The following is a 16932-nucleotide window of genomic DNA, read 5'->3' as shown; positions in this document are numbered from 1 at the left end:
TTGAGAGAACACTCTCAATGGTTTGGTGGCGATAGCGAAGAGGTCACACCCGTTCCCATGCCGAACACGGAAGTTAAGCTCTTCAGCGCCGATGGTAGTCGGGGGTTTCCCCCTGTGAGAGTAGGACGCCGCCAAGCTATTATTACGGTAAAGGCAGCTCATCATGAGCTGCCTTTTTTGTTTATAAGTATTGCTTCAGGAAATTAGAAACGTAATACGGAAATTTGCGTTCCGTGACCTCTAAGAACCGGCGGATCATCACATAATCATCACTGACATGCTGTGTCAGCAGTTCATACCACCACTCCGTTTCATATCTTGCAATCATTCCGATATTGTAGAGGACCAAATAATGAATAATCATTTCCGGAAGATGCAGGAAGTGATCACGCTGAGAGGGAATGTAATATTGATTTTTCTCCAAGTGAAACAATAAATTTGGAGAAGACCAAGGTTCTCTGTCTATCGGGTCAGCCTCAAAAACCAAGTGGTTATGGTCTTTCCTCAGAAAAGACCATTTCAAATGATGGCTGATATATTCAGCAAAGCGGGAATCAGACATATTGTAATGAATGACCGCATGCTCAGGCACTGAAATAAGGTCATCTTTCAGCTCTACTTGGGTCAGCCAATTCTTTTTCTCTTGGAAGTAAAAGACAGTATGCAATTCAGGTATGGCTGTCAGCAATTTCTTCATTGTGTACCGTTCTTCCTCAAGATCAGCTATTCCGAATAAGTGCTTCATTACATGAATACATAAGCCATTGCGCTGCACCTTCACTTCATCATCTCTAAAGGAGTAATTTTGCTTTTTGCGTTTCCGGGCAGTCACGCCATGTGCGAGTACTGAAGCGTGGCTTGGATAGCTTGGATCTGTGGTCAGAAGGCAGGCTTTCAGCAATTGTGACATCCCGTAAAACAACAGAATAGGCTTAATTTCTAAAGGTGAAAGAGATGCCTGCTTATAGAAGGACTCGGCGTGTTTGATAAAGAATATGAAGCGCTCACTGTTCTTAAACGCATATCGTTTTGGTTCTTCCATGCCGCTTTCTGTATAGACTTTGTTTAGAAATTTTTGGGAAGATTCTACGGAATAAAATAATGATAACTCTTTCCACTCATGATCTCTCATATGTATTTTTAAACCCTTTCCTTTATCTAAATATTTCAACTCTTTTTCGCTTCCTTGACATGCTGTTTTCTAGTTGATAATCTACATATAATATTTTGCCGAAAAGAGGGGGATTTACTAATGTGGGAAAGTAAATTTTCAAAAGAAGGCTTAACGTTCGATGATGTACTGCTCGTACCGGCTCAATCAGACGTACTTCCGCGTGATGTGGATTTATCTGTTGAACTGACAAAAACGTTAAAGCTTAATATTCCTGTCATCAGTGCGGGAATGGATACAGTAACAGAATCAGCTATGGCGATTGCGATGGCCAGACAGGGCGGCTTAGGCATTATCCATAAGAACATGTCCATCGAACAGCAGGCTGAACATGTTGACAAAGTCAAACGTTCTGAACGGGGCGTTATTACAAATCCCTTCTTTTTAACACCTGATCATCAAGTATTCGATGCGGAGCATTTGATGGGGAAATACAGAATTTCCGGTGTTCCGATCGTAGATAATAAAGACGATCAAAAGCTTGTCGGTATCATTACAAACCGTGATCTTCGCTTTATCTCTGATTATTCAATGAAAATCAGTGATGTCATGACAAAAGAAGAGCTGGTTACGGCTCCTGTGGGAACCACATTAGACGAAGCAGAAAAAATCTTACAGAAACATAAAATTGAAAAACTTCCTTTAGTGGATGACCAAAACAAATTAAAAGGTCTTATCACGATCAAAGATATTGAAAAGGTTATCGAATTCCCGAATTCATCTAAAGATGAACACGGACGCCTTATTGTCGGCGCTGCGGTAGGCGTGACAGGCGATACAATGACACGCGTCAGCAAGCTTGTTGAAGCGAATGTCGACGTTATCGTGGTTGATACGGCTCACGGACATTCCAGAGGCGTACTGAACACAGTTGCGAAAATCCGTGAAACATATCCTGAACTGAACATTATCGCAGGAAATGTTGCAACGGCTGAAGCGACAAAAGCTCTGATTGAAGCCGGAGCAAATATTGTCAAAGTGGGAATCGGGCCTGGTTCTATCTGTACGACACGCGTCGTTGCAGGTGTAGGCGTACCGCAGATCACTGCCATTTATGATTGTGCCACTGAAGCGAGAAAACACGGCGCGACAATTATCGCAGACGGCGGTATTAAATTCTCCGGAGATATTACGAAAGCGTTGGCTTCAGGCGGACATGCCGTAATGCTCGGAAGCCTGCTTGCCGGTACTTCAGAAAGCCCGGGAGAGACTGAAATCTATCAGGGCAGAAGATTTAAAGTATATCGCGGTATGGGTTCTGTCGCTGCCATGGAAAAAGGCAGTAAAGACCGATATTTCCAAGAAGAAAATAAGAAATTCGTCCCTGAAGGTATCGAAGGACGGACTCCGTACAAAGGTCCTGTAGAAGAAACAGTGTATCAACTTGTCGGCGGTCTTCGTTCAGGTATGGGATATTGCGGTTCAAAAGACTTGCGCGCTCTAAGAGAAGAGGCTCAATTCATCCGTATGACAGGTGCCGGTCTTCGTGAAAGTCATCCGCATGATGTCCAAATTACGAAAGAATCACCAAACTACACAATCTCATAATTGTTACAAATAAAAAACATTTGACAGGGTCGCTGACTCTGTCTATTTTTTTTATATCGAGTGTGATAAAATTTATACTGTTGTGTTTTGAATTTGAATATGTCCTTAACGGCTTAATTATAGATTTAAAATGAATGACGGAGGTCGTAAGATTGAACATCACGAAATGGAAACAGCTGTTGGTGTCATTAGTGGTACTGGCACTGGCCGCAACTTGCTTTGTTCCGATGTCTAAAGCGGAGGCAGCCGGCAATGACCCGATTGATGTCAACGCATCAGCTGCGATAATGATTGAGGCTTCATCGGGAAAAATTTTATACAGTAAAAATGCAGACAAAAGACTGCCGATTGCCAGCATGACAAAAATGATGACTGAATATCTGCTTCTGGAAGCCATTAAAGAAGGAAAAGTGAAATGGGACCAAACGTATACTCCTGATGATTATGTCTATGAAATTTCTCAAGACAACAGTTTATCAAACGTCCCCCTTCGAAAAGACGGCAAATACACGGTTAAAGAACTGTATCAGGCTATGGCGATTTACTCTGCTAACGGAGCCGCGATTGCAGTTGCCGAAATTCTTGCCGGAACTGAAACGAAATTTGTCGCTGAAATGAATGCGAAAGCCAAAGAATTAGGCATGACAAACTATGATTTTAAAAATGCCACAGGGCTTGTGAATGAAGACCTTCACGGCAAGCAGCCGCAAGGAGAAGGCGTTAAAGAAGAGAGTGAAGTTTCTGCTAAAGACATGGCGCTTCTTGCAGACCGCCTGATCACTGATTATCCGGAAGTTCTCAAAACAACAAGCATCGCTAAAACGAAATTCAGAGCCGGCACTGATGATGAAATGGACATGCCGAACTGGAACTTCATGTTAAAAGGTCTTGTTTCTGAATACCCTGGCGTTGACGGCTTAAAAACGGGTTCTACTGATTCTGCGGGATCTTGTTTTACAAGCACAGCACAGCGGAACGGAATGCGGGTCATCACCGTTGTATTAAACGCAAAAGGCAACCTGCATACCGGACGTTTTGATGAAACGAAAAAAATGCTCGATTACGCATTTAACAGCAATTTCTCAATGAAAGATCTTTACCCTGAAGGCTCTCAAGTAAAAGGGCACAAAACGGTTGACGTTGAAAAAGGGAAAGACAAGCAAGTTGATATTGTTACTGACAAGGCGCTTTCTATTCCTGTGAAAAGCGGGGATGAAAAGAACTATAAAGCCGAAGTGAATATAGATAAAAAAGAAATCACGGCTCCTGTGAAAAAGGGAACGAAAGTCGGAACGCTGACAGTTACATACAAAGGCAGTGACAAAGACTATGGCTTCCTCAAATCCAAAGAGTTCAGCGTGAATCTTGTAACGAAAAATGATGTAGATAAAGCAAACTGGTTTGTTCAGATGATGCGCGGCATCGGCGGATTCTTCTCCGGTATCTGGAACAGCGCCGTTGACACGGTAACAGGCTGGTTTTAAGAAATAAGAAAGAGCTCTGATGAAAGTTAGGGCTCTTTTGCTTAATATACTGAAAAAACCAAATTATTAGTAAAAAAATGATATCTATCTTATTTATCTCGCTGTAAAATAAGAATACCCATATGAAATATTGTATTTCTGGGATACAATAAGAGATAGACATTATCTAACTATACATTGACTAGGGGGACCAAATAATGGCTCAAACAGGTACTGATCGTGTAAAACGCGGCATGGCGGAAATGCAAAAAGGCGGCGTCATCATGGACGTTGTAAATGCTGAACAAGCGAAGATTGCGGAAGAGGCGGGAGCTGTTGCCGTAATGGCGTTAGAACGCGTTCCGGCTGATATTCGCGCTGCCGGCGGTGTTGCCCGCATGGCTGATCCGACAATCGTTGAAGAAGTAATGAATGCTGTATCCATTCCCGTAATGGCAAAAGCGCGTATCGGACATATCGTTGAAGCGCGTGTCCTTGAAGCAATGGGGGTAGATTACATCGATGAAAGTGAAGTTCTGACTCCGGCTGACGAAGAATTTCATTTAAATAAAAATGAATATACAGTCCCGTTCGTATGCGGCTGCCGTGATCTCGGCGAAGCAACTCGTCGTATCGCCGAAGGAGCTTCCATGCTTCGTACAAAAGGCGAACCGGGAACAGGAAACATTGTGGAAGCTGTCCGCCATATGAGAAAAGTAAACGCGCAAGTGCGCAAAGTTGTTGCGATGAGCGATGATGAGCTGATGACTGAAGCTAAAAACCTCGGCGCTCCTTATGAACTGCTTCTTCAAATCAAACGTGACGGCAAACTGCCTGTAGTGAACTTTGCTGCCGGCGGAGTAGCGACGCCTGCTGACGCGGCATTGATGATGCAGCTTGGCGCTGACGGCGTATTTGTCGGTTCAGGTATTTTCAAATCAGACAACCCTGCTAAATTCGCCAAAGCAATTGTTGAAGCAACGACTCATTACACAGACTACAAACTGATCGCTGAGCTTTCTAAAGAATTAGGCACAGCAATGAAAGGAATCGAAATCTCAAATCTATTGCCGGAACAGCGTATGCAAGAACGCGGCTGGTAAAACCATAGGAGAGCTGGAAGCATGTTAACAATTGGTGTACTTGGACTTCAAGGAGCAGTAAGAGAACATATTCGTTCAATTGAAGCATGTGGTTCAAAAGGTGTCGTCATTAAGCGTCCTGAACAGCTGAATGACATCGACGGCTTAATCCTGCCGGGAGGGGAAAGCACGACAATGCGGCGTTTAATGGATACGTATCATTTTATGGAGCCGCTTCGCGAGTTTGCCGCCCAAGGCAAGCCGATGTTCGGCACATGCGCCGGTCTGATTATCTTAGCCAAAGAGATAGCGGGAACGGATAATGCTCATTTAGGGCTGTTGAACGTTGTTGTCGAGCGTAATTCCTTTGGCCGTCAGGTCGACAGCTTTGAAGCTGATCTGACGATTAAAGGCCTTGATGAGCCGTTTACGGGTGTATTTATTCGCGCACCGCATATTTTAGAAGCCGGAGAAGATGTTGAAGTGCTTTGTGAGCATAACGGACGCATCGTGGCTGCAAAGCAGGGAAATTTCCTCGGCTGCTCGTTCCATCCTGAACTGACGGATGATCACCGGGTGACAGAGCTGTTTGTGAAGATGGCGGAAAAGCATAAGCAGGAAACAGCTGTATAAAACAGTTGAAAACCGCTGATACTTATAGTACATTATAATCACAAATAAAGATCGAAAAGCGTTGACAGGAAGCAGTAGGGAGCCCCTCTTTCAAAGAGAGCCGATGGGTGGTGCGAATCGGTGAAAGATGCTGTCCGAATCCGTCCTTGAGCGAAATGCTGAAAACAAGTAGGCATTTACGGGAAAACCGTTATGTGTTAAAGCGGGAAGCAAGTGTGAGCTTGTTTTCAATCAGGGTGGCAACGCGAGAGCTCTCGTCCCTTTTAGGGGATGAGGGCTCTTTTTTATTTTCGATAAAAACAGATAGGAGTTGTTAGGCATGATTGATACGAAGGTGCTGAGAGCCAATTTTCAAGAGGTAAAAGCGAAGCTCATTCCAAAAGGCGAAGACTTATCTGACTTTGACAAGTTTGAAGAGCTGGATGAAAAGAGAAGAGAGCTTATCGGTAAAGTAGAAGAACTGAAGGGAAAACGCAATGAAGTGTCTCAGCAGGTCGCCGTTTTGAAACGGGAGAAAAAAGACGCTGATCATATTATTAAAGAGATGCGTGAAGTAGGCGAAGAAATTAAGAAGCTTGATGAAGAGCTTCGTACTGTCGAAACGACGCTCGAAACCATCCTTCTGTCTATTCCGAACATCCCGCACGATTCAGTGCCCGTCGGAGAAACGGAAGATGATAACATTGAAATTCGCAAGTGGGGAGAGGCGCCGGCATTTTCATATGAGCCGAAACCGCATTGGGATATCGCAGACCGCTTAAACATTCTTGATTTCGAACGCGCTTCAAAAGTAACAGGCAGCCGGTTTGTGTTTTATAAAGGATTAGGCGCCCGCCTCGAACGCGCGCTCTACAACTTTATGCTGGATCTTCACGTGGATGAATATGATTACACGGAAGTCATTCCTCCTTATATGGTAAACCGTACGAGCATGACAGGTACGGGACAGCTTCCTAAATTTGAAGAGGATGCTTTTAAAATCAGAGAAGAGGATTATTTCTTAATTCCGACGGCGGAAGTGCCGATTACAAATATGCACCGCGATGAAATCTTATCCGGTGAGAACCTGCCGATCAATTATGCCGCGTTCAGCGCCTGCTTCCGTTCAGAAGCGGGATCCGCCGGCCGTGATACACGCGGTTTGATCCGTCAGCATCAGTTCAACAAGGTTGAGCTTGTAAAGTTCGTGAAGCCGGAAGATTCTTATGAGGAGCTTGAAAAACTGACAAATCAAGCTGAGCGGGTGCTTCAGCTGCTTGAACTGCCGTATCGCGTCATGAGCATGTGTACCGGTGATCTCGGCTTTACAGCTGCGAAAAAGTACGATATTGAGGTTTGGATTCCAAGCCAAGACACATATCGTGAAATTTCTTCTTGCAGCAACTTTGAAGCCTTCCAGGCAAGGCGTGCGAACATTCGTTTCAGACGCGAAGCGAAAGGCAAGCCGGAGCATGTGCATACATTAAACGGTTCAGGTCTTGCAGTCGGCCGAACAGTAGCTGCCATCTTGGAAAACTACCAGCAGGAAGACGGAAGTGTCATCATTCCTAAAGTGCTTCGTCCTTATATGGGAAATAAAGAAGTCATCAAACCATAAAAAGGTGCGCCCTAGAGGCGCGCCTTTTTTGCTGCCCGGTATAGAGCGGCGGCATTCCGAGCTGTGCTTTCAAGGTTAAAACGGCCGGATGCTAAGGCGTCTTCAAGACTTACAGGGCCGGGCACGATAGAAAATACAGCTGTTATTCCTGCGCTGTAAACATGCTCGAAATTTTTGCCTAAGGAGCCCGCCAATGCGATAACGGGAATTTCTTGAGCGGCTGCGCGTGAGGCGATCCCGGCGGGGGTTTTACCGAATATCGTTTGTCCGTCAATCTGGCCCTCTCCGGTAATGACAAGGTCAGCATCTCTTATCTGATCTGAGAAGGACAGTGTATCTAATACAACGTCAATCCCGCTTTGAAGTTCTGCCTGTAAGAAAGCGATCAGTCCAGCGCCCAGCCCACCTGCGGCGCCCGCGCCTTTTACGGTATCCGCTTCGATATCGTGCTGACGTCTCAATACATCAGCGAAATGGCGTAAATTGCGATCCAATACAACTTTAGTCTTCTCGGACGCCCCTTTTTGCGGGCCGAAGACATATGACGCGCCGTTTTCACCGGTCAGGGGATTTTCGACATCACATGCGGCACGAAAACGGATATGTTTCAAATCAGGGGAGAGCCCGCTTATATCAATAGAAGCTAGGGTGTGCAGAGCGCCTCCGCCGTCAGGTATCTCCTGACCTTCCTCATTTAAGAAACGCACACCGAGCGCGCTCGCCATTCCTGTTCCGCCGTCATTGGTTGCACTCCCGCCAAGCCCGATGATGATCTCACTCGCCCCGCGGGAGGCTGCATCTGCTATTAGTTCACCCGTTCCTCTTGTCGTTGTGTTCAACGGATCTCTGAGGTGGCGGGGAACGAGATGGAGACCCGATGCTTCCGCCATTTCAATGACTGCCGTGCGTCCGTCTCCCAGAAGTCCATATGCGGCGTTTACCGGTGTTCCCAGCGGACCGGTCACAGTTTTTTTGATGATGCTTCCGCCAGTGGCATCCGTCAAAGCCTGAACGGTTCCTTCTCCGCCATCAGCCGCGGGTATCTTGGTATATTCCGCGTCAGGGAAGACCGCTTTGAATCCTTTTTCTATGCTGTCAGCTGCTTCTTTTGATGTCATGCTTTCTTTGAAAGAATCGGGTGCAATGATGATTTTCATTATGTTCTCCACCTTTATGAGCAGGTTATCTGTTTGAATCTATTCTTGATTTTTATTGTGTTTTCCTGCCCGTATGGCATACTGAGGTTGAATTGGACGCAAGACTTTTGTATGATAGTAAAGCTGACGGAAAAGCTGTTTAAGAAATGAAATAAAAAATATGAAAAAGCGCTTGACTGAAATCTGGGTCATGTGGTATATTATTAAATGTCGATACGGAGGAATACCCAAGTCTGGCTGAAGGGATCGGTCTTGAAAACCGACAGGGGTGTCAAAGCCCGCGGGGGTTCGAATCCCTCTTCCTCCGCCATATTGATTTTAAACCTAATGAAACTCGAGCATATATTGGAGATTGTTTTGTCCGCTGCATGTAATGCAGCGGATTTTTTATATGCAAAAAAAGCGATTTTCTCTGTTCGGGGAAAATCGCTTTGCTATTTTTATTTGTTTCTGTTTTCGTTGATCACGTGACTGATTTTTTCGATCAAAGGTTCCAGTGACTGTTCATCAGCTTCAAGGTCATAATCTTCAATGCGTACTTTCAGCACAGGGCAGGCGTTAAAACCGCTGATCCAGTCTTCGTACCGTGTATACATCTCTTCCCAATAAGAGCGGTTTGTCTGCAGCTCCATCTCGCGGCCCCGCTTTTCAATCCGGCTTATAATGTATTCAAGGTCGCCTTCTAAGTAGATCAAAACATCAGGATGCGGGAAATACGGCGTCATGACCATCGCCTCAAATAGGCTTGTGTATGTTGTGTAATCTGTCAGCGACATGGTTCCTTTATCCGCATGCATTTTTGCGAATATGCCTGTATCTTCATAAATCGAACGGTCCTGCACGAATCCGCCGCCTGATTCAAACATGTTTTTCTGCTCTTTGAACCGCTCAGCCAGAAAATAAATTTGCAAATGGAAGCTCCAGCGTTCAAAATCGTGATAAAACTTCTCTAAATAAGGGTTTTCATCCACTTCCTCAAGTGAGGTATGAAACCCGAGCCGTTTTGCTAAAGCTTTGGTCAAAGTCGATTTTCCGACTCCTACCGTTCCTGCTACTGTTATAATGGCATTGTTTGGAATATGAATGTCTTTCATTTAATAAGCTCCTTTACCTGACGGGCAATTCTTTCATAGTCTGTCTTATTCAAAACAAAGTCTTCAGTATCACCGTCAATGGTCAGTACAGATATATCCGGATCTTCTTCCTGAAGCTGTCTGATGGCTGTGTCGTAATCTGCAATGAGATGTTCCAGATATTGATGTTCGATATTTTTTTCAAACGGGCGCCCGCGTTTTTCAATGCGTTGAAGCAATGTCGGCAGGCTTGCCTTTATGTATACAATGATATTCGGCTTCGGCAGGTCGTGAGTGAGCAGATGATAGATCTGCTTATACTTCTCAAGCTTTTGGCCGTGCAATGTACGCTCTGCGAAAATAACATTTTTATAAATATGATAATCGGACAAAACGGGCTGTCCTTGTTTTAAATAATCTCGATCGGTGTCTTCAAGCTGTTTATACCTGTGACATAGAAAAAACATTTCAAGCTGGAAACTCCACTCCTCGATATTGTCATAAAACTTATCGAGATAAGGGTTGTCTTCCACAATCTCATTAATCATAGGAAAACCGAGCTCTTCAGAAAGCATTGTAGCGAGTGTCGTTTTTCCTGCCCCGATAGGACCTTCTACCGCGATAAAAGGGGCTCTGTTCATTGAAAATCCTCCTTAATTCTGCAAACATCCGTCAGCTGCCGGCCTTTATATTGTATCACACTCACAGAAAAGCCCATGAAAAAAGACGCTTCCAATTAACGAAACGTCTCTTTTACAATATGAAATTGATCGCCGAGCAAAAGCCAGTTTTGCGGGAAAGAAAGGCCGAGTTTCCAATAGCTGATTCCTCTTAAATGAAGTTCTTTAATTAAATTGAATTTCGCTTGAATGGATCGTGCGTCTTCAAACCATACTTCATGCCGTTTCTGATTTGCATCCGTGTATCGGAAGAAGGGAGCCTGGGCGGTTTCGTCATATTGAATGTCGACTTTATAGCGTGCGGCCAGAGCGATTGCCTGCTGAGGACTGACGGCTTTCGCTGTCGTTCCCTGTTTAAAAGGCAGTGTCCAATCATAGCCGTACATATTCTGACCCATGACGATTTTTGAAGAAGGCATTTCCGTCAGCGCGTACTCAATGACATTTCTTACAGGGCCGATAGGTGATACGGCCTGAGCCGGGCCTCCGCTGTACCCCCACTCATATGTCATAATCACGACAAAATCGACGATTTCTCCATGTGCCCTATAGTCATGAGCTTCGTACCATTTGCCGGCCTGAGTCGCGCTCGTTTTCGGAGCAAGCGCCGTTGAAATCTTCCAGCCTTCCCGATGAAAAATCGTTCTCGCTTCACGTAAAAATCGATTGTAAGCTTCCCTGTCCTGTGGACGTAAATATTCGAAATCAAAGTGAATATCGCGAAAGCCGTACTTTTTAGCCGTGGAGACGATTTCCTGAAAGAGTTTTGTTTTCACTGTATTGTCATTCAAGATGAGCCGCCCGAGTTCATCGCTGAATGCGTCATTTTCAAGGTTGGTGATGATCATCATCAGAGTGGTGTTGTGCCTGTCACTGATGCTTTTTAAATTGGTCAGAGGCGGTTCCTTTAAAGTCCCGTTCCGCTGCACTTGAAAACTGAATGCGCCGAGGTATGTTAAATAAGGAGAGGCCTCCCTTGCCGCCTGCTGCAGATTAGCGCTTACGCTCGTTCCCCGCGGTTCTATATATGCGTTTGATTCGATATCGGGCTTATTCGCCTGCTGCGGAATGTAAAGGCGGGTTCCGACTCTCAATGTGGTGCCGGGCTGAATTCCGTTCACCCTCGCAAGCTCCGCGGCCGATATATGGAAACGGCCGGCGATTGACGCGAGAGTATCACCTTGTTTTACTTCGTAATATTGACCCTCAATCGGGATGACAAGGGTTTGTCCGACAACCAATGTATTGGGATTAGGCAGTTTATTTGCTTCCGCAATGACATTTGCGGCTGTCCGGTAGCGCGCCGCAATAGCGGAAAGCGTGTCGCCCCGTTTCACTATATAGATCTGAATGAAAAACGCCTCCTTTCATATCCGCTATCAAATATATGAAAAAAGGAGGCTGATCATGTTTATTTTTCGGCGGTAATTTGTTTTTCCGTGGTTATTTCTGCGAAGAGAACATTCTCCATCATGGTCAAAGCGAAATCATTGTCTTCGTCGTTATTGGAAGCGGTGCAGTCTTTCGGAATGGCAATGCTGTATTCTCTCATATAGGCGTCGTTGGCCGTGAACAGCACACAAATGTTTCCGGCAATCCCCGTGATGATTAATCGGTTCACTTGTAATTCGGTCAGAAGGGTGTGAAGCGCCGTTTCGTAAAAAGCGGAATGCTTCGGTTTAATGAGAAAATAATCATCCGGCTGAGGCGAAATATCTTTTATAATGGAGGCGCTTCTGTCGTTGCTGCATTCCTCCCTGATGGCATCAATATCAGCCTTCCAGAGCCCGTAATGATCATTAATATAAATAATCGGCCAGTTGCTTTGTTTTGCATGCTTCTTTAATGATAAAATACGGGGGACAATTTGTTTGGTTTTTTCAGCAAGACGTTCGCCCATATCAAATTGAAAATTGTTGATCATATCGACAATCAGAAGGGCTGTGTTGTTAGGTTCAGACAATACCGGCAACTCCTTTCTGCTGGGGTATTCCTATTTTAACCTTTATGAGACATGAAAAAACTTAAGAAGAGAGCTCGAACCTATGAATGATGAATATTATATGAGAGAAGCCATAAAAGAAGCGAAGAAAGCCGAAGCGAAAGGTGAAGTGCCGATCGGAGCAGTTCTTGTTCTGCACGATGAGATCGTGGCGCGGGCGCATAATCTGCGGGAGACTGAACAGAGGTCGCTTGCCCACGCCGAAATGCTGGCGATAGACGAAGCGTGCCGTAAGCTGGGGACATGGAGACTTGAGGATGCCGTTCTCTATGTCACTTTGGAGCCGTGTCCGATGTGCGCGGGAGCCGTCGTGCTTTCGAGAGTCGATAAGGTCGTATTCGGCGCATTTGATCCCAAGGGGGGCTGTACAGGAACGCTGATGAACCTCTTGCAGGAAGAGCGGTTCAACCACCAAGCGGAAGTGGTGAGCGGCGTGCTCGGAGAAGAGTGCGGAGAAATGCTCAGCGCTTTTTTCAGAAAGCTGCGCCGGCAAAAGAAAGACATGAGGAAAAAGTTGTCTGAGTAGTACGGTTGCATTTTCTGCCTGAAGCAGATATACTTATGTGTGCATCATGAATGGTGCGCATATCAAAATTTGATATTTATTTTGCCGTGCTAAGCGGGGAGGTAGCGGTGCCCTGTACCCGCAATCCGCTCTAGCGGGGTCGAATCCCTTCTCGAGGTTCGTTTACTGTAAGGTCTGCCTTAAGTAAGTGGCGTTGACGTCTGGGTCCTGCGCAATGGGAATTCATGAACCATGTCAGGTCCGGAAGGAAGCAGCATTAAGTGAAACCTCTCATGTGCCGCAGGGTTGCCTGGGCTGAGCTAACTGCTTAAGTAACGCTTAGGGTAGCGAATCGACAGAAGGTGCACGGTAAATCAATCATCAAATTTCAGACTCACCTGTTTATGGCAGGTGAGTTTTTTCGTATATGAAAAACGGGTTTTGGCGTTAAAAGCACGTTCATGTATAATAAACATGATGAATAACAGAGGAGGGCGCATCCTGTGGGTTACCAAGCTTTATATCGAGTATTTAGGCCTCAGCAGTTTGAAGATGTGGTCGGACAGGAACACATTACGAAAACGCTGCAAAATGCCCTTTTGCAAAAGAAATTTTCTCATGCATATCTGTTTTCTGGACCGCGGGGAACGGGAAAAACCAGTGCAGCTAAAATATTTGCGAAAGCAGTCAACTGTGAGCACGCCCCTGTAGAAGAACCGTGCAATGAGTGCGCGGCGTGCAAGGGGATCACAAATGGCTCTATATCAGATGTGATTGAAATAGATGCGGCGTCGAATAACGGCGTAGACGAAATCCGCGACATCCGTGACAAAGTAAAATTCGCCCCGTCGGCCGTTACTTACAAGGTATATATTATAGATGAGGTGCATATGCTCTCTATCGGCGCATTCAATGCGCTTCTGAAAACGCTGGAAGAACCGCCGGCACATTGCATTTTCATATTAGCTACGACTGAGCCTCATAAGATTCCTTTAACCATTATCTCCAGATGTCAGCGTTTTGACTTCAAACGGATTACATCCAAAGCAATTGTCGGACGAATGAAGACAATCGTCGATGCAGAGCAGCTGAAGGTGGAAGAAGGAGCCCTTGATATCATAGCGAGTGCTGCGGACGGAGGAATGAGGGACGCGCTGAGCCTGCTCGATCAAGCTGTATCATTTAGCGGCGAGGAGCTGTCGGTGGATGACGCATTGCTCATTACCGGAGCCGTTTCTCAGCACTATATTGGAAAACTGGCATCTGCTCTTCACCGCAAACAGGTTTCCGAGGCATTGGAAACACTGAATGAATTGCTCCAGCAGGGGAAAGATGCGGCCAAACTGATTGAAGATATGATTTTCTATTTCAGGGATATGCTCTTGTACCAGGCCGCTCCCGGTTTAGAAGGAGTCCTGGAGAAGGTGAAGGTCGATGAAACGTTTCGGAATCTGAGCGGTGACATACCGGCCCCCGCTTTATATGAGATGATTGATATCCTGAATAAAAGCCATCAGGAAATGAAGTGGACGAACCACCCAAGAATCTTTTTTGAAGTGGCTGTCGTGAAAATATGCCAGACGGCACAGCAATCCGCCGGAGACATCCCTGAGGTCGGCATGCTGATGAATAAGATCCAGCAGCTTGAGCAGGAAGTAGAAAGGCTGAAAACCTCCGGTGTGAAGGTTCAGATGGAAAGCGCTCCGAAAGAAGCTCCGCGTCCTCAAAAAGGCGGAAAAAGCCATTATAAAGCCCCGGTCGGAAGAATTCATGAGATATTGAAGGAAGCCACAAGACCTGATCTTGAACAGCTTAAAAGCAGCTGGGGCAAGCTGCTGGCACACCTGAAACAGCAGAATAAGGTATCTCATGCGGCTCTTTTGAATGACAGTGAACCGGTGGCCGCTGCTCAAAAGGCATTTGTGCTTAAATTTAAATACGAAATCCATTGTAAAATGGTTGCAGAAGACAATAACGGAGTCCGTACGAATCTTGAACAGATTCTCGAATCAATGCTCGGGAAAAGAATGGATTTGATTGGCGTTCCGGAAGCACAATGGGGTAAAATAAGAGAAGAATTTTTAAATGATCACCAGCAGGAAAGTGAAGGATCAAACGAACCGGCTGAAGAAGATCCGCTGATTGCAGAGGCGAAAAAACTTGTCGGAGCGGATTTAATCGAAATAAAAGACTAATAAGATGAAAGAGAGTGATTGAATATGCGTGGCGGAATGGGAAACATGCAAAAAATGATGAAACAAATGCAAAAAATGCAAAAGGATATGGCGAAGGCTCAGGAGGAACTTGCTGAAAAAGTGCTTGAAGGCACAGCGGGCGGCGGTATGGTGACTGTAAAAGTCAACGGCCAAAAAGAAGTTGTAGACGTTGCCATTAAAGAAGAAGTTGTTGATCCGGAAGATATCGAAATGCTTCAGGACCTGGTTCTTGCTGCGACAAACGACGCCCTCAAAAAAGTGGATGACATGACGAATGAGACAATGGGACAATTTACAAAAGGAATGAACATACCGGGTTTATTCTAGGGGGATAAATAAACATGCAGTATCCTGAACCAATATCAAAGCTGATTGACAGCTTTATGAAATTGCCAGGGATCGGACCGAAAACAGCGGTTCGTCTGGCTTTTTTTGTTCTAGGTATGAAAGAAGACACAGTATTGGATTTTGCTAAGGCGCTTGTCAATGCGAAGCGGAATCTGACTTATTGCTCGATTTGCGGACATATTACAGATCAGGACCCTTGTTATATATGTGAGGACACAAGAAGGGATAAGTCTGTTATTTGTGTCGTGCAGGACCCTAAGGATGTGATCGCAATGGAGAAAATGAAGGAATATAACGGCCAGTATCATGTTCTTCACGGCGCGATTTCACCAATGGACGGCATCGGTCCGGAGGATATTAAGATTCCGGAGCTGCTGAAACGTCTTCAGGATGATCAAGTGACAGAAGTTATTCTCGCAACCAACCCTAATATTGAAGGGGAAGCAACAGCGATGTATATATCAAGGCTGTTAAAGCCCTCAGGCATCAAGCTCTCCCGTATTGCCCACGGTCTGCCCGTCGGCGGTGATTTGGAATATGCTGATGAGGTCACTCTTTCAAAAGCTCTTGAAGGAAGACGTGAATTGTAAGGGAGGAAAAGGCAAGGCATGGGTTTTCTTCGCAGAAATACATTAAGAAAAGAGTTTGACGAGAAGCTGATAGAACAGCTCTTGAAACAAAAAGAAGAATGGAACAGACAGCAGAGTCTGGTCGAGAAAAGTCTAGAGCCCTCCGCTGAGGTGTTGTTTGAGCTGAAAGTCGCTGAATCTAAGTACTTTTTTTATTTGAAAGAAGCGAAGCAGCGGAATTTGAAAATGAGCAGATGGAAGTAAGAGGTCTATTCTCCGGAATCTTCTCATAAGCTTGTACTAAACAAGCGAGGGGGAAGATTCATGGAGCCTTTTTTCATTATCGGTTTGATTGTCGGTCTGGTTGCTTTGCTTTTTTTATGGGGAGTATCTTCAAAACCGTTAAGGTGGATTGGTGTGACTGCCATTAAGTTTATTGCCGGCGCGATTCTGTTGGTGGGTGTGAACTTGTTCGGCGGTAGTCTCGGTATTCATATCCCTGTTAACCTGATTACAACGGGCATCAGCGGGATTCTGGGAATTCCCGGCATTGCGGCTTTGATAGTCATTAAACGCTTCATCATTTAATTTGTCGATTATTGTTGACATGTTGGATCATGGGTGGTATTCTAATATATGTCGCTGATGACGAAACGAATTCTTGAAAAAGAAATTTTAAAAAGTTATTGACGATACTGACACTGAGATGTTATAATGATTAAGTCGCTTCAAGAGCGATGGACAAAGTTCTTTGAAAACTAAACAAGACAAAACGTACCTGTTAATTCAAAGTTTTAAATAAATCGCACAGCGATGTGCGTAGTCAGTCAAACTAAGGTCTGCATGATGCAGATCACACAGACGTTACTGCAGGATGCAGTGAACTTA

Annotated in this window: 17 protein-coding genes, 1 tRNA gene, 1 rRNA gene, 1 other RNA gene and 1 other annotated feature; of the genes, 14 read left to right on the top strand and 6 right to left on the bottom strand. The window is 45.1% G+C overall.

What is annotated here, in order from left to right:
• The first annotated feature begins 21 nt into the window (after nucleotides 1-21).
• A 5S ribosomal RNA gene (rrf, locus tag ACWJJ4_RS19685) occupies nucleotides 22-137 on the top strand.
• A gap of 44 nt (nucleotides 138-181) precedes the next feature.
• Here the strand turns inward: rrf and ACWJJ4_RS19680 are convergent.
• On the bottom strand, nucleotides 182-1132 hold the full coding sequence (locus ACWJJ4_RS19680; RefSeq protein ID WP_317461819.1) for a YaaC family protein: 951 nt from the start codon (nucleotides 1130-1132) through the stop codon (nucleotides 182-184).
• A gap of 120 nt (nucleotides 1133-1252) precedes the next feature.
• On the opposite strand from ACWJJ4_RS19680, the gene guaB reads away from it, so the two are divergent.
• From guaB to serS, 5 genes are all read left to right on the top strand, one after another.
• Nucleotides 1253-2719 (top strand): IMP dehydrogenase, encoded by a 1467-nt coding sequence (gene guaB / locus ACWJJ4_RS19675; RefSeq protein WP_003150717.1) that lies wholly within the window; start codon nucleotides 1253-1255, stop codon nucleotides 2717-2719.
• Nucleotides 2720-2871: 152 nt separating this feature from the next.
• Complete coding sequence (gene dacA, locus ACWJJ4_RS19670) at nucleotides 2872-4203, top strand: D-alanyl-D-alanine carboxypeptidase (protein ID WP_077721682.1); 1332 nt, start codon at nucleotides 2872-2874, stop codon at nucleotides 4201-4203.
• A 197-nt stretch (nucleotides 4204-4400) separates the two neighbouring features.
• Nucleotides 4401-5285: a pyridoxal 5'-phosphate synthase lyase subunit PdxS gene (gene pdxS / locus ACWJJ4_RS19665; protein ID WP_003150714.1), complete on the top strand. Its 885-nt coding sequence runs from the start codon at nucleotides 4401-4403 to the stop codon at nucleotides 5283-5285.
• A gap of 21 nt (nucleotides 5286-5306) precedes the next feature.
• The gene (pdxT, locus tag ACWJJ4_RS19660) at nucleotides 5307-5897 is read left to right on the top strand and encodes a pyridoxal 5'-phosphate synthase glutaminase subunit PdxT (protein WP_007615126.1); all 591 of its coding nucleotides are present in this window, start codon (nucleotides 5307-5309) and stop codon (nucleotides 5895-5897) included.
• A gap of 52 nt (nucleotides 5898-5949) precedes the next feature.
• Nucleotides 5950-6162: a binding site (T-box leader), on the top strand.
• Between the two features lie 54 nt (nucleotides 6163-6216).
• A complete protein-coding gene (gene serS / locus ACWJJ4_RS19655) occupies nucleotides 6217-7494 on the top strand; it encodes a serine--tRNA ligase (protein WP_003150709.1) in 1278 nt (425 codons plus the stop codon).
• 11 nt (nucleotides 7495-7505) lie between these two features.
• Here the strand turns inward: serS and ACWJJ4_RS19650 are convergent, their stop codons facing one another.
• Nucleotides 7506-8651, bottom strand: a complete 1146-nt coding sequence (locus tag ACWJJ4_RS19650; protein WP_176283080.1) for a glycerate kinase — start codon at nucleotides 8649-8651, stop codon at nucleotides 7506-7508.
• Nucleotides 8652-8868: 217 nt separating this feature from the next.
• On the opposite strand from ACWJJ4_RS19650, the gene ACWJJ4_RS19645 reads away from it, so the two are divergent.
• Nucleotides 8869-8961, top strand: a tRNA-Ser gene (locus tag ACWJJ4_RS19645).
• A gap of 130 nt (nucleotides 8962-9091) precedes the next feature.
• Here the strand turns inward: ACWJJ4_RS19645 and dck are convergent.
• The 4 genes from dck to ACWJJ4_RS19625 all read right to left on the bottom strand — a co-directional run bounded on the left by dck (nucleotide 9092) and on the right by ACWJJ4_RS19625 (nucleotide 12367).
• On the bottom strand, nucleotides 9092-9745 hold the full coding sequence (dck, locus tag ACWJJ4_RS19640; protein WP_015388792.1) for a deoxyadenosine/deoxycytidine kinase: 654 nt from the start codon (nucleotides 9743-9745) through the stop codon (nucleotides 9092-9094).
• The gene (gene dgk / locus ACWJJ4_RS19635; protein WP_003150705.1) at nucleotides 9742-10365 is read right to left on the bottom strand and encodes a deoxyguanosine kinase; all 624 of its coding nucleotides are present in this window, start codon (nucleotides 10363-10365) and stop codon (nucleotides 9742-9744) included. Before dgk ends, dck begins: the two co-directional genes overlap by 4 nt.
• A 95-nt stretch (nucleotides 10366-10460) precedes the next feature.
• On the bottom strand, nucleotides 10461-11744 hold the full coding sequence (locus tag ACWJJ4_RS19630; RefSeq protein ID WP_032858525.1) for a LysM peptidoglycan-binding domain-containing protein: 1284 nt from the start codon (nucleotides 11742-11744) through the stop codon (nucleotides 10461-10463).
• A 71-nt stretch (nucleotides 11745-11815) separates the two neighbouring features.
• Nucleotides 11816-12367, bottom strand: a complete 552-nt coding sequence (locus ACWJJ4_RS19625) for a cysteine hydrolase family protein (RefSeq protein ID WP_014304186.1) — start codon at nucleotides 12365-12367, stop codon at nucleotides 11816-11818.
• Nucleotides 12368-12449: 82 nt separating this feature from the next.
• On the opposite strand from ACWJJ4_RS19625, the gene tadA reads away from it, so the two are divergent.
• From tadA to ACWJJ4_RS19590, 7 genes are all read left to right on the top strand, one after another.
• Complete coding sequence (gene tadA, locus ACWJJ4_RS19620; protein ID WP_007615141.1) at nucleotides 12450-12932, top strand: tRNA adenosine(34) deaminase TadA; 483 nt, start codon at nucleotides 12450-12452, stop codon at nucleotides 12930-12932.
• 84 nt (nucleotides 12933-13016) lie between these two features.
• Nucleotides 13017-13281: signal recognition particle sRNA large type (gene ffs / locus ACWJJ4_RS19615), an RNA gene on the top strand.
• A gap of 133 nt (nucleotides 13282-13414) precedes the next feature.
• Nucleotides 13415-15106 (top strand): DNA polymerase III subunit gamma/tau, encoded by a 1692-nt coding sequence (gene dnaX, locus ACWJJ4_RS19610; protein ID WP_003150701.1) that lies wholly within the window; start codon nucleotides 13415-13417, stop codon nucleotides 15104-15106.
• Nucleotides 15107-15130: 24 nt separating this feature from the next.
• Complete coding sequence (locus ACWJJ4_RS19605; protein WP_003150700.1) at nucleotides 15131-15454, top strand: YbaB/EbfC family nucleoid-associated protein; 324 nt, start codon at nucleotides 15131-15133, stop codon at nucleotides 15452-15454.
• Nucleotides 15455-15468: 14 nt separating this feature from the next.
• The gene (recR, locus tag ACWJJ4_RS19600; RefSeq protein ID WP_003150697.1) at nucleotides 15469-16065 is read left to right on the top strand and encodes a recombination protein RecR; all 597 of its coding nucleotides are present in this window, start codon (nucleotides 15469-15471) and stop codon (nucleotides 16063-16065) included.
• A gap of 18 nt (nucleotides 16066-16083) precedes the next feature.
• Nucleotides 16084-16308 (top strand): YaaL family protein, encoded by a 225-nt coding sequence (locus ACWJJ4_RS19595; protein ID WP_454021880.1) that lies wholly within the window; start codon nucleotides 16084-16086, stop codon nucleotides 16306-16308.
• Between the two features lie 60 nt (nucleotides 16309-16368).
• On the top strand, nucleotides 16369-16632 hold the full coding sequence (locus tag ACWJJ4_RS19590; protein WP_003150686.1) for a pro-sigmaK processing inhibitor BofA family protein: 264 nt from the start codon (nucleotides 16369-16371) through the stop codon (nucleotides 16630-16632).
• Nucleotides 16633-16932 lie beyond the last annotated feature (300 nt).

The sequence above is a fragment of the Bacillus sp. JK62 genome (assembly GCF_053663455.1).
The sequence above is the reverse complement of the archived record's forward strand: the minus strand, read 5'-3'. Positions and strand labels throughout refer to the sequence as shown.